The organism is Rhizobium sp. PP-CC-3G-465 (assembly GCF_004343445.1).
GTDB lineage: Bacteria > Pseudomonadota > Alphaproteobacteria > Rhizobiales > Rhizobiaceae > Ferranicluibacter > Ferranicluibacter rubi.
On the sequence record NZ_SLYH01000012.1, the window covers coordinates 18,511 to 31,330 of the forward strand.

At 63.9% G+C, this 12,820-nt stretch carries 8 protein-coding genes and 1 pseudogene; 3 read left to right on the forward strand and 6 right to left on the reverse strand.

From position 1 onward, the window contains the following. Positions 1-8: 8 nt before the first annotated feature. From C8J33_RS23190 to C8J33_RS23200, 3 genes and pseudogenes are all read left to right on the forward strand, one after another. Positions 9-1,157, forward strand: a pseudogene (locus C8J33_RS23190) (glycosyltransferase family 1 protein); the annotation flags it as partial. Between the two features lie 76 nt (positions 1,158-1,233). Then, the gene (locus tag C8J33_RS23195; RefSeq protein WP_132665503.1) at positions 1,234-4,488 is read left to right on the forward strand and encodes a glycosyltransferase; all 3,255 of its coding nucleotides are present in this window, start codon (positions 1,234-1,236) and stop codon (positions 4,486-4,488) included. Beyond that, complete coding sequence (locus C8J33_RS23200) at positions 4,485-6,824, forward strand: glycosyltransferase family 4 protein (RefSeq protein WP_245507258.1); 2,340 nt, start codon at positions 4,485-4,487, stop codon at positions 6,822-6,824. The genes C8J33_RS23195 and C8J33_RS23200 overlap by 4 nt, the downstream gene beginning before the upstream one ends. A gap of 11 nt (positions 6,825-6,835) precedes the next feature. On the opposite strand, the gene C8J33_RS23205 is transcribed toward C8J33_RS23200, so the two are convergent. From C8J33_RS23205 to C8J33_RS23230, 6 genes are all read right to left on the reverse strand, one after another. Then, entirely contained in the window at positions 6,836-7,147 is a 312-nt protein-coding gene (locus C8J33_RS23205; RefSeq protein WP_132665504.1) for a Dabb family protein, read from the reverse strand. Positions 7,148-7,240: 93 nt separating this feature from the next. Then, positions 7,241-9,439: an aldehyde oxidoreductase molybdenum-binding subunit PaoC gene (gene paoC, locus C8J33_RS23210; protein WP_132665505.1), complete on the reverse strand. Its 2,199-nt coding sequence runs from the start codon at positions 9,437-9,439 to the stop codon at positions 7,241-7,243. A gap of 4 nt (positions 9,440-9,443) precedes the next feature. Then, the gene (locus C8J33_RS23215) at positions 9,444-10,394 is read right to left on the reverse strand and encodes an FAD binding domain-containing protein (protein WP_132665506.1); all 951 of its coding nucleotides are present in this window, start codon (positions 10,392-10,394) and stop codon (positions 9,444-9,446) included. After that, positions 10,391-11,062, reverse strand: coding sequence for an aldehyde dehydrogenase iron-sulfur subunit PaoA (paoA, locus tag C8J33_RS23220; RefSeq protein ID WP_207901558.1), 672 nt, complete (start codon positions 11,060-11,062; stop codon positions 10,391-10,393). The genes C8J33_RS23215 and paoA overlap by 4 nt, the downstream gene beginning before the upstream one ends. 134 nt (positions 11,063-11,196) lie before the next feature. Next, the gene (locus C8J33_RS23225; RefSeq protein WP_132665508.1) at positions 11,197-12,144 is read right to left on the reverse strand and encodes a DMT family transporter; all 948 of its coding nucleotides are present in this window, start codon (positions 12,142-12,144) and stop codon (positions 11,197-11,199) included. Positions 12,145-12,224: 80 nt separating this feature from the next. Next, positions 12,225-12,803 (reverse strand): TetR family transcriptional regulator, encoded by a 579-nt coding sequence (locus C8J33_RS23230; RefSeq protein ID WP_132665509.1) that lies wholly within the window; start codon positions 12,801-12,803, stop codon positions 12,225-12,227. Between the last annotated feature and the right edge of the window lie 17 nt (positions 12,804-12,820).

A 12,820-nucleotide genomic window follows, 5' to 3' on the forward strand; every position in this document is an offset into this window, starting at 1 on the left:
GGAGCTCGATGAATTTACTGGGTGCGTTTTCAAAGGTTTCCGAGGGCATTTTTTGCACCGACGCACCGCTCGTCTGTTTCTCCCATCTGCGCTGGGATTTCGTGCTCCAGCGGCCGCAGCATCTCATGCAGCGCTTCTCAGCCGATCGGCAGGTCTTCTTCTTCGAGGAATATATCCCGACCGACCACCATCTGGCATATCTCGAAATTCATCCCTTTGCCGGCACCACCGTCAAGGCCATCCGCCCACGCGTACCGCATTGGTGGAGCGAGAGTGAACGAGAGATCGCACTTGCGCGCCTGCTCGATGATCTCCTGGCGCTGCAAGGCGGCCGGCAACCGATCCTCTGGTTCTACACGCCGCTAATGTTTGCCTTTGCCCGCCATGTGGATGCGGCAGCGGTGGTCTACGACTGTATGGACGAGCTTGCGAACTTCAAGTTCGCACCACCGCAGCTGAAGGCCATGGAACAGGCGCTGCTTGACCGTGCCGATGTCGTCTTCACAGGCGGCAACAGCCTCTATGAGGCGAAGCGGGACCGTCACGACAACGTCCATGCCTTCCCCTCCAGCGTCGATGCGCATCATTTCCGTAACGCCCGCAACGGCCAGGCTTCGCCGCCGGATCAGGCCGGCATCAAGGGTCCCCGCCTCGGTTTCTACGGCGTGATCGATGAACGGCTCGACCTTGCGTTGATCCGCGATATCGCCGCCGCCCGCCCAGACTGGTCGTTCATCTTCCTCGGCCCCGTGGTCAAGATTTCGCAGAACGATCTGCCCCTAGCGGCCAACATTCACTATCTCGGGCAGAAGACCTACGCCGAGCTGCCAGCCTACCTGTCAGGCTGGGATGTGGCCATGATGCCCTTTGCGCTCAATGACGCGACCCGCTTCATCAGCCCCACCAAGACACCGGAATACCTTGCCGCCGGCCGACCGGTCGTGAGCACACCGATAACGGACGTCGTTCGTAGCTATGGCGACGTCCCCGGCGTTTGCATCGCAGGGGATTCAGGAAGCTTCGTCGAAGCCTGCGCCGCGGCGCTGGCTCTTTGTCAGTCGCCCGAGCCCTGGCTGGAATCGGTGGATGCTCTTCTAGCCCGCTCATCATGGGACGATACGGCGCGAAAGATGCGCCTGCTGATCGAGCAATCCATGGGCGCACCTGCACCCCTGCCTGCCGAGGCGACCGGACCGTTCGCGGCACGGGCAGCACCGGAGCAGCCGACACCCCATGCCTGAGCAGCCCGCAAGACGCCCGCGCATCGTCCTTGCAACCGATAGCCGTGACCCCTCGGGCCTGGGCGAGCACATGCTGGCACTGGCCCGTGGACTGCAGTGGGATCACGACGTGATCATCGCAGCCGATACCGAGAGCGCCAACCGTCTTCTCACCAAAGCCGCGCAGCAGGGTCTTGCTGTAAAGGATCTGGCGTCCGCTGACGAATTTCAGGTGTGGCTGCAACGGGCAGCTATAGATCTGCTGCATGTCCATGCCGGCATCGGCTGGGAAGGCCATGCCCTTGCAGCATCGGGCATCGCAACGGGCATTCCCGTCATCCGGACGGAACACCTGCCCTATCTGCTGACCGACCCGGACCAGAAGGCGCATTACATCGCGGAAACCGTTGCCCTCGCCCACCACATCGTCGTGTCCGAAGCCTCGCGCGAAACCTATGTCGACAATCATATCGACCCATCGCGCATCACAGTGGTCCGCAACGGCATTTTTTCGCTTGAACCGAAAGCATTGGCGGAACAGACGGTCGCGGCCATGGACCTCGCCGAGCGTACCGTCCTCCTCTCGGTCGCACGCTTTTCCGCCCAGAAGGACCACGCCTCTCTGATCCGCGCCCTGCCCGCGATCATCGCCAGCCACCCCACCGTCATTCTTCTCCTCGTCGGATCCGGCGAAGAACAGGCGCGGGTGGCAGCCTTGGCGACGGACCTCGGCGTCGCGCATGCCGTGCGTTTCCTTGGCCACCGCGACGATATCGCGGATCTCGTTGCGGTAGCCGATCTCTTCGTTCTCCCCTCTCTGTTCGAGGGCCTGCCGCTTGCCGTGCTGGAAGCCATGTCGCTGGGCGTGCCCGTGGTTGCCACGCGGATCGGCGGTACCCTAGAGGCGCTGGGTGACGATCACGCCTTCTTCGCCGAACCCGGGCGTCCCTCCTCGCTCGCCGAGATGATCGCCCAAGCTCTCGACGATCCCGCCAAGCGCGCGGCCGTCGGACAGGCAGGGCGCGACCGCTTTCGCCACCACTTCTCCGCCGCGCGTATGGCCGCAGAAACCGCCTCCGTCTACCGGCCGTTCTTCACGCCGAACTCATCCCTGCAAAAGGACCACTCCATGCAAAAGACCCGTCTCGGCTTTATCGGCGTCGGGGGCATCGCCCACCGTCATCTCGACATCCTTGCAAGCTTCGAGGATGTCGAACTGGTCGCTTTTGCCGATCCGGATGCGGCCCGTGCCGATGCCGCAGCCCGTCGCTTCGGCGCGAAATCCTTCACCGGCCACCGCGAGATGCTGGAGAACGAAAGCCTCAACGCCGTCTACGTCTGCGTACCGCCCTTTGCCCATGGCGAGCCGGAGCGCGACCTGATCGCTCATGGCATTCCCTTCTTCGTGGAAAAGCCGGTCTCGCTCGATATCGCCCTTGCTGATGAGATCGCGGCGGGCATCGCGGCGAAGAACCTGGTGACGGCGGTCGGGTATCACTGGCGCTATCTCGATACGGTCGAGGAAGCACGTGCGCTGCTGGCCGATAACCCCGCACAGCTCCTGTCGGGCTATTGGCTGGATTCGACGCCCCCGCCGCAATGGTGGTGGAAAGAAGACAAGTCCGGTGGCCAGATGGTCGAGCAGACCACGCACCTTTTGGATCTCGCTCGCTTCCTGATCGGTGAGGTGACGGAGGTTTATGGCCGTGCCGGCCATGTCGAACGTCAGGAGTTCCCCGGTCTCGATGTGCCAACCGTCAGCACCGCCAGCCTTACCTTCCAGTCGGGCGTCGTCGCCAATATCGCCTCGACATGCCTCCTCGGCTGGAGCCATCGCGTCGGTCTGCACATCTTTGCCGACAAGCTCGCCATCGAACTCACCGATCGCGACATCATGGTCGATGTCGGTCGTGGCCGGCCCGTCCGTCAGGCGGACGGCGATCCGGTCTGGCGCGAGGATCGCGACTTCATCGATGCGGTGCGCGGCGGCGAGAATCGCATCCGCTGCCCCTATGCCGACGCCGTCGCCACGCACCGCCTGGCGCTGGCTGTGGTCGCTTCGTCACGCAGCGGCCAGCCTGTCCATCTCGACCTCCCCAAGATCACCCGGACACCGCCGGCACCGCTCCAGTTCCAGCCGCGACCGGAGGAAGCACCGCGCGGAATGCCGCCCGGTCATCGCAAGATCCGTTCGCTCGGCATCGAAGCTCCGGGCCGCGCCTATGTTCTCGAATATGAGGAAGGTCCGCCCGCCGATGGCCAGGTGCGGCTGGAAACGCTCTATACAGGCCTTTCCGCCGGCACCGAGCTGACGTTCCTGAAGAATACCAATCCCTATTTCCGTTCGCGCTTCGATGCCGGCCGGGGCGTCTTCATCGAGAACGAGCCGGACCTCCATTATCCCGTCCCCTTCCTCGGTTATATGGAAGTCGCGCGCGTATCGGAATCCCGAGCCGGCGGCTATGCCGAAGGCGACGTGCTGGCGACGACCTACGCCCACAAGACCGGCCATACGGCCGACCCGTACCACGATGTCCTCGTGCCCATGCCGCCGGAGGTCGATCCGCTCCTCGGCGTCTTCGTCGCGCAGATGGGGCCGATCGCCGCGAACGGTATCCTTCATGCCGACGCCGAAGCCATTGGCACCCAGGTCTCGAACCTCGGCGCCGGCGTTGCCGGCCGTCCCGTGCTGGTCATCGGCGCCGGCACCGTCGGCCTGATGACGGCGCTGTTTGCCCGCAAGCTCGGGGCTTCCGATGTCGTCATCACCGACCCTTCGGATTTCCGACGCGCAAAGGCCGAGGCCATGGGCCTCACCGCCATGACGGAGGAACAGGCCTGGCAGCACGCCAAGGCCCGCTGGCATGATGGCGGCTTGGGTCGCGGTGCCGATCTCGTCTTCCAGACACGAGCCCATTCCGGCAGTCTCCAGACCGCGCTGAAGGCCCTGCGTCCGCAGGGAACCGTCATCGACCTTGCCTTCTACCAGGGCGGTGCTGACCATTTGCGTCTTGGCGAGGAGTTCCACCACAACGGCCTCAACATCCGCTGCGCCCAGATCAACCGTGTGCCGCGCGGCCTGTCGGCGCTCTGGAACCGCCAGCGTCTCGCAAACGAAACGGTCGATCTCCTGCGGCACGACGGCGCTGCGATCCGCGAGCACATGGTCACACATGTGGTACCGTTCGAGGATGGTCCGGCCTTCCTTCAGGATCTCGTGGAGCATCGCCCCGACTTCCTGCAGGTCGTCTTCAAGGTCGGCGCATGATGCAGACGGCACAAGAGGCCGCACCAGGCGATCCGCCAATCCGTATCCTCTTCGTCTTCGCTTGGCTGGTCGTCGGCGGAGAGGAAACCGAAGTCCGGCTTCTGGCGAAGGCACTTGATCTCGCGCGCTACCGTATCGACGTCGTTGCCTGCTTCCGCAAGCCGGGCATGCCGGAGCAGACGCATGAGCAATTGCGGGAACTCGGTGTTTCCATCGACACGGCACCCTACACCATGTCGTTCGAGGATACGGTTTCCTATCTCGCCGGTAAGGTGCCCGGCTATGACGTTGTGGTCTCCTGCCAGAACGTCGCCGATATCTATCCGGCGCTGGAGCGCCTGCACATCCGCCCGCCGCTGATCGAGCATGGCGGGCTCGTTTCCGAGGCCTTGGCGGGGCCGAAGCATCTGACCACGCGCTATGTCGGCGTCTGCCGGTCCATCCGCGATGCCGCAGCCTCGCGCATGCAAGGGCGCGAGGCGGATGCGATCGAAATACCCTCCATGGTCGATGTCGCAGCCTTTGATCCCTCGCAGCGGGCATCGATGCGCGCGAAACTCGGCATCTCCGACCGGCATATCCTGATCGGCTGGGTCGGGCGGCTTGATCCGAAAAAGAACGTCAAGGACGTCATCGAGGCGGCAGCGCTGCTCAAGGCTGAAAATGCCGACGCCCGCTTCGTCATCGTCGGCGGGCCGGATGCGTTCATGCCGGAATATGCAGTGGAGCTGCAACAACGCGCTGCTGCCCTCGGGCTGTCGGATGTGCTGCAGTTCCTTGGCGACCGGAAGGACATTCCGGACCTGCTCCAGGCGTTCGACATCTTCGTGTGGCTGTCGCGCGGCGAAGGCATGCCGCATGTCATCGCGGAGGCCGGTGCTGCCGGTCTGCCGGTCATATCAACGCCCGACAACGGCGCGCTGCAGCAGATCGAGGACGGCACCACCGGCCTCATCGTCCCCTATGACGATCCAGCATCCGTCGCTGCTGCCGCGCGCAGCCTGATATCGAACCCGAGCCTGCGTCGGACGCTCGGCACGGCTCTGCGCGAAAAGATCAAGCGCCTCTATTCCATGGAAGCTGTCGTACCGCAGTGGGAGCGCCTTTTCGAAGATGTCGTTGCGACGCGCACGCCCCGCGGCCCCACCGGTCTTTTCCGGTCATTCGTCCAGGGCGGGTTCGAGTGCTCCACCCATCGCCTGCGCCCGACGCCGGAGGAACCACTCGGTCCCCGGCTCGACATGATCGACGATATCGGCCACGACATCCATGCCGAGCGTGACTATCGCCAGCTGCGAGAGCACGGCATCCGCACGGTGCGCGACGGCTTTCGCTGGCATCTGATCGAGAACAACGGCACTTTCGATTGGTCGAGCGTCCGGCCCATGCTGCAGGCCGCCGCCCGCTCGGGCACGCAGGTGATCTGGGATGTGCTGCATTACGGCTGGCCCGACGATATCGATATCTGGACACCCCATTTCGTGGATCGCTTCGCCCGGTTCGCCGGCGCCTGCGCGCGCATCGTGCGGGAAGAGAGCGACGAGATCCCGTTCTATTGTCCGGTCAACGAAATCTCCTTCTTCTCCTGGGGCGCAGGTGACGCTGGCTATCTCAACCCCTTCGCGCACGGCCGCGGCTTCGAGCTAAAGGTACAGCTAGCACGGGCAGCGATTGCCGGAATGGATGCCATTCTCGCCGTCGATCCCCGTGCCCGCTTCGTGCATTGCGATCCCGTGATCAACGTCATTACCGACCCATCGAGACCCTGGGAAGCCCAGGTCGCCGAAGGTCATCGCCAGTCGCAGTTCCAGGGATGGGATCTTCTGAGCGGCCGCATGTGGCCACAGATCGGGGGCGCCGAGCGCTATCTCGATGTCATCGGCGTCAACTACTACTTCAACAACCAATGGATCCATGGTGGCCCGCCGATCGATATCGGCCACCCGCTCTACAAGCCGCTCCGGACCATCCTCATCGAAACCTATGCCCGCTACGGTAAGCCGATGATGATCGCGGAAACCGGCATCGAGGATGACCGTCGCGCCGCATGGTTCACCTATGTGGCACAGGAGGCTGTGGCCGCCATGAAGGCCGGCGTGCCGCTCGAGGGCCTCTGCCTCTACCCGATCGTCAACCATGCCGGCTGGGATGACAAGCGCGCCTGCCAGAACGGCCTCCTCTCCGCCAGTATGACGGCAGAGGGACGACGCGTCCACGAGCCACTGGCCGCCGCGATCGCAGTCTTCCTAAAGGGAGACGGCGCTAGGCTGCAGGACGATGTACAGCCGGACTCCGGCAAAAGGATGATTCAACAAAGTCAGGCCCTGCGCGCCTGACCGGCAGCGGATCAGAACTCAAGATCGGCGACGATGACGCCGTCCGGCCCGCCCTTGGTATGGGCGACGATCCGAGCACCGGCGGCTTGATGATGCGGATCGACCAGATAGGCATCGCGTACAGCCGCGCTGTCGAAGTCGAACCAGAACGCATCGTTGAAACCGCGCATCATCTCGGTTTCCACGCTGACATTCGGCCCCGCATGAAAGGCGCGGATGCCATCGACATGGTCTTTGAGTGCAGCGAGGTCATGATAGATCGACTGCTTGTCGGCCTCCGAGACGCTGTCCTTGAATTTCAAAAGCACGATATGCCGGATCATCGATGATCTCCTCCCCATCCCGTTTTTCGTCGAAACGACATAAGGCTGGCGCCAAGGAAGCGCCAGCCTTGAAAGCAAAAGACAGCTCGATCCCTAGCTGATCTGGGGCAGCGCCCCAATCAGCTTGTCGAGCGTCACCGGATAGTTTCTGACCCGAATGCCGGTTGCATTGTAGACGGCGTTGTTGATCGCCGCCGCCACGCCGCACAGCCCCAGTTCGCCCACACCCTTTGCCTTCATCGGCGACGACATCGGGTCGGTCTCGTCCATGAAGATGACCTCCTGGTGCGGAATATCCGCATGCACGGGCACCTCGTAGCCGGCGAGATCGTGGTTGACGAAGAAGCCTCGCTTCTTGTCCACCGCAAGCTCTTCCGACAGGGCGCCACCGACACCCATGGTCATCGCGCCGATGACCTGGCTGCGTGCCGTCATCGGGTTGAGGATGCGGCCGGCCGCGCAGACGGCGAGCATGCGCCGGATACGGACCTCACCGGTGGCGATATCGACCCCGACCTCCACGAAATGCGCGCCGAAGGTCGACTGCTGCTTCTCCTCGGAAATATCGCCATACTCGATTGTATCCTCGACGACGAGCGGCGCCTCTCGAACGGCATCGGCCAGCGGCACGCGCCGGTCGCCCGAGATCACCATGCCGTCGGCAAAGTCGATGCTTTCGGCATTGAACCCGAGCGACTGGGCAATGGCCTCCCGCATCTTGACGCAGGCGGCATAGACACCCGCCGTGGCGCTGTTGCCGCCCCACTGCCCGCCCGAACCGGACGACACCGGAAAGCGGGAATCGCCGAGATTGACGGCGACGCGGTCGAGCGGCAGGCCCAGCATTTCCGCCGCGGTCTGGGCAATGATCGTATAGCTGCCGGTGCCGATGTCCGTCATGTCGGTCTCGACGGTGAGGATACCGTCGCGATCGAGCTTCACGCGGGCACCTGACGGCATGACCATGTTGTTGCGGAACGCGGCTGCAACGCCCATGCCCACCAGCCAGTCGCCATCCCGCACGGTGCCGGAGCGCGTGTTGCGCTTGTCCCAGCCGAAACGCTCGGCGCCGAGCTTCATGCAGCCAATGAGATCGCGATGCGAGAAGGCCTTCTCCGGTTTTTCCGGATCGACCTGCGTATCGTTGAGGATGCGGAAGGCGACCGGGTCCTGCCCGAGCTTTTCCGCCATCTCGTCCATGGCGACTTCGAGCGCCATCAGGCCGGGTGCCTCCCCCGGGGCGCGCATGGCGTTGCCCTCGGGAAGATCGAGCACGGCAAGCCGCGTCGCTGTCATCCGGTTTGCACCGGCATAGAGCAGCCGCGTCTGCTGCACCGCGGCCTCCGGGCCGCCGCCTTCCAGATCGCCCGACCAGCTTTCATGCGCGATCGCCGTGATCTTGCCGTCTTGTCCCGAACCAATGCGGATGCGCTGGATCGTTGCCGGCCGGTGCGTGGTGTTGTTCATGAGGAACGGCCGGGGTAGCGCCACCTTGACGGGGCGACGCGCCGCGCGTGCGGCCAGCGCCGCCAGCACAGCATCCGAACGCAGGAAGAGCTTTGCCCCGAACCCGCCACCGATGAAGGGCGACATGATGTGGATCTTCTCCTTGTCCATATCGAGCGCAACGCTCAGATCGGACCGCCACCAGTCAATCATCTGGCTCGACGTCCACACCGTCAGCGCATCCCCGTCCCAGGCGGCGATGGAGGCGTGCGGCTCCATCATCGCATGCGACTGGTCGGGCGTCGTATAGGTCTGGTCGAACTGGACGGTGGCCGCCTCGAAGGCCGGCGCAAAATCGCCCGCCGCCGAATCCGGCTCTCCATCCTCCGGCTTCTTGGCGCCTTCCATTGACGCCTCGAGGTCGAACGCACCCTTCGTCTCTTCGTAGTCCACCTTGATGAGGTGCGCGGCAGCACGCGCCTGCTCGAAGGTCTCGGCGACGACGACCGCGACCGCCTGATGATAGTGGTGGATCTCACGTCCGCCGAACAGCTTAGCTGTATTGCGCTTGGCGGTCTTCAGGTCCGGCATGCTGTCGCTGGTCAAGATCGTGATGACGCCGGGCGCTCGGGCGGCGGCCGACACGTCCATCGCACGGATGCGGCCCTTGGCGATCGCGGCACCGAGCGGGTAGCCATAGGCATAGGACAAGGCGTCGTCATGCCACTCGTAAGCATATTTCGCGCGGCCGGTTGTCTTCAGCTGCCCGTCGATGCGCTCGATCGGCTTGCCGACCACCGTCATGCGGTCGATCGGGTTCTGTGTTGCAGGTGTGTCGAACTTCATGATCTCAACCCTTCGCTTCGGCAAGAACAGCGCCAAGCGTCCGCTCGACCAGCTTCACCTTGTAGGCATTGTGTTCCGTCGGCTCAGCGTCGAGCAGCAGGCGGCGCGTCACACGGCCGGCACCGCTCGGCAGATCCTCGTCCGCCGCATCGAGACGCCACGGCTTGTGCGCCACCCCACCGACGGCAACGCGACCGGTGCCGTCCGGCTGGATCACGGCGCCGACCGAGATCAGCGCGAAGGCATAGGACGCACGGTCGCGAACCTTGCGGTAGATCTGCTTGCCGCCGATCGGCTTCGGCAGAACGACCGCGGTGATGATCTCGCCCTTCTTCAGCTCCGTCTCGATATGCGGTGTGTCACCCGGCAACCGGTGGAAGTCGTCGATCGGAATGCTGCGCTTCGCACCATCCGCGCCCATCGTCTCCACCACGGCATCGAGCGCCCGCATGGCAATCGCCATATCGCTCGGATGCGTGGCAATGCAGGAGGAGCTGATACCGACGATACCCAGCTGCCGGCTGAAGCCGTCGATGGCGGAACAGCCGCTGCCCGGCTGGCGCTTGTTGCAGGGCTGGTTGGTATCGTAGAAGTACGGACAGCGCGTGCGCTGAAGAAGATTGCCCGCCGTCGTCGCCTTGTTCCGCAGCTGCCCAGACGCACCCGCCAGCAGCGCGCGCGACAGCAGGCCATAGTCGCGCCGCACCCGTTCGTCGGCAGCCAGATCGGTGTTGCGGACGAGCGCCCCGATCCGCAAGCCGCCCTCGGGTGTCGCCTCGATCGTGTCGAGCCCCAGCGTGTTGACGTCGATCAAATGGGTCGGCGTCTCGATTTCGAGCTTCATCAGGTCGAGCAGGTTGGTGCCGCCGGCGATAAAGCGCGCGGCATCATGGCTCGCCGCCGCTTTGGCCGCGGCTTCGACGGAGGTTGCACGCTCATAGGTAAAGGACTTCATGCCGGCCTCCCCGCGACGTCCGCAATGGCGTCGACGATGTTGGAGTAGGCCCCGCATCGACAGAGGTTCCCGCTCATCCGCTCGCGAATCTCTTCCAGGCTGAATTCGACCTTGGCTGTCAGATCGCCGGTCACGTGGCTCGGCATACCCGCCTTGATTTCCTCGAGCACAGCAACCGAAGAACAGATCTGCCCCGGGGTGCAATAGCCGCACTGGTAGCCGTCATGCTTGACGAAGGCGGCCTGCATCGGGTGAAGGTTGCCGGGCTCGCCGAGACCCTCGATCGTCACCACCTCGTCGCCCTCGTGCATGATGGCGAGCGACAGACAGGAATTGATCCGCCGTCCGTCCACCATCACCGTGCAGGCGCCGCATTGGCCGTGGTCGCAACCCTTCTTGGTGCCGGTCAGGTGCAGATGCTCCCGCAGCGCATCGAGAAGCGTCGTGCGGTTGTCAACCGACAAGGTCTGGTCCTGGCCGTTGACCTTGAAGGAGACGCTGGAGGTCTCGCCGGCCGGCATGCCGGTCACCTTTGTGCCGGCAGGCACTTGTGCCTGTGCCCGGGCCTTGGAGGCCACACCGCTCACCGCGACGGTTGCTGCTGAGGCCATCAGAAGATCCCTCCGGGATAGATCAAGGTCGCCCTGATTTAGCATTTTCTGCTCCATGTTCTTATGAGATTTCCGCGACATGGCATTGCGCGGATCCATAAGCCGGAGCTAGGGCGGAGCATAAGGCAGACCAGTCCTCTGGTGCGTGCCTCGTGGCCGGAAGGCGATCACAAAGGCGACATTGCCGGGCGTCAGCCCCGTGTATCCGGCTCCGGCTCGGCCGTGGCGAGCGAGGCCTGCGCGTCCGGCGAGACGACGGCGGAGGGCAGCGGCGTGCCGCGTTTGCGCTCGCGCATCAGTGTCAGCAGGCCGGAAAAGATGATGAGCGCGATGCCGCCAGCCATCGGCAGGTCGATCGTGTCGTCGAAGATGAAATAGCCGAAAAGGATCGCCCAGATCATCTGGCTGTATTGCGGTGGCGCCACGAGGTTTGCCGGTGCCATCCGCGCCGCCGTCATCAGCAGCGCGTTGCCGGCCGAGCCGAGAATGCCGTAACTTGCGATGAAGACCCACTGCATCGGCGTCGGCATCGCAATGTTCGACAGCATCAGAAGACCACTGACGACGAGAACGCCCAGAAGGCCTGCGCCATAGAGCGACATCCGTTTTTCCGTCGGCCCCATGCCGCGCAGGATGACGATGGCGATGGCGGCGCTCAACCCGCCGATGGCACCCGCGAGATGCCCGACCGAAAGCTCGCGAAAGCCTGGCCGCAACACGATAAGCACACCGATGAATCCGACGATGACGGCCGTCCAACGCTGCCAGCGCACGTCCTCCTTCAGGAAGATCACGGAAAGGATCGTGACGAAGGACGGCAGCAGGAACAGGAGACAGAAGGCCTCCGCCATCGGCAGTTTGGTGAAGGTGATGATCGACGCGATGGAGCCGATGGCACCGCAGGCAAAGCGCAGCAGCCAGAGCGTCCGGTTCGAGGTTCGAACGATATCGAGCCAGGAATCCTCCCGCGCCTTGATCAGAGGCAGGATGACCAGCCCGAAGACGGCGCCCGCAAAGGCGACCTGATAGGCGGGAATGGCGCCGTCGATGAGTTTGACCGAAGCATCGCTGAACGCGAACACGGCGTAGGCGATGAACGCGATGACGACACCGCGAAAGGAAGACTGGGAGACGGGCATGATGTCGAATCGCAAAGGAGGAGGGTCTGCCTGCCATAGCCCGAAAGCTTTGCTGCGCACAGATGCGGATCGAAAGACGATCAGCGTTTGCGCAACCCGTCGACGAACACATCGACCATCCGGAGTGCCGTCGGTTGCCAGTCCGTCGGCCCGTGGCTGTAGAAGATGCCGAGCAGGGTCCGCAAGAGTTCGTCCGGCGACACGTCGTCCCGGATCATGCCTGCCGCTGCCGCCCGCTCCAACAGAAGGCCGATGGCGCCGACCAAGCACTCATAGGAATAGGCCTTGAGCTCGGACGAGCCGACGACGGCCAGTTGCAGACCTTCGATCATCCCCTTCTTGGTCGCGACAAGGCGGACATTGGCCTGAAGCCAGGATTTGAGCGCCGCGACCGGGTCGTCCTCCGTCGAAAGCTCCCGGGCGAGATTGGCGAGAATGTCCACTTCATGCCGGTAGACGGCATCAAACAGCGCCTCGCGCGTCGGGAAATGCCGGTAGAGGGTGCCGATGCCGACGCCGGCTTCCCGTGCCACGGCCTCGAGGCTCGCCTGCGCCCCGCCGAGCCGAAAGATGGCGGTGGCCGCCTCTAGCAGACGTTCCCGGTTGCGAACCGAATCTGCCCGCGGCTTGCGGCTTGCTTTTGTACTTTGCTGGTCCATCTGCTTACCCGTTGCCC

Bases quoted from the DNA above. Each gene is read 5' to 3' on its own strand.
- C8J33_RS23230 (WP_132665509.1), bottom strand. From the start codon at position 12,803: ATGGACCAGCAAAGTACAAAAGCAAGCCGCAAGCCGCGGGCAGATTCG.
- paoA (WP_207901558.1), bottom strand. From the start codon at position 11,062: ATGGAGCAGAAAATGCTAAATCAGGGCGACCTTGATCTATCCCGGAGG.
- C8J33_RS23195 (WP_132665503.1), top strand. From the start codon at position 1,234: ATGCCTGAGCAGCCCGCAAGACGCCCGCGCATCGTCCTTGCAACCGAT.
- paoC (WP_132665505.1), bottom strand. From the start codon at position 9,439: ATGAAGTTCGACACACCTGCAACACAGAACCCGATCGACCGCATGACG.
- C8J33_RS23200 (WP_245507258.1), top strand. From the start codon at position 4,485: ATGATGCAGACGGCACAAGAGGCCGCACCAGGCGATCCGCCAATCCGT.
- C8J33_RS23205 (WP_132665504.1), bottom strand. From the start codon at position 7,147: ATGATCCGGCATATCGTGCTTTTGAAATTCAAGGACAGCGTCTCGGAG.
- C8J33_RS23225 (WP_132665508.1), bottom strand. From the start codon at position 12,144: ATGCCCGTCTCCCAGTCTTCCTTTCGCGGTGTCGTCATCGCGTTCATC.
- C8J33_RS23215 (WP_132665506.1), bottom strand. From the start codon at position 10,394: ATGAAGTCCTTTACCTATGAGCGTGCAACCTCCGTCGAAGCCGCGGCC.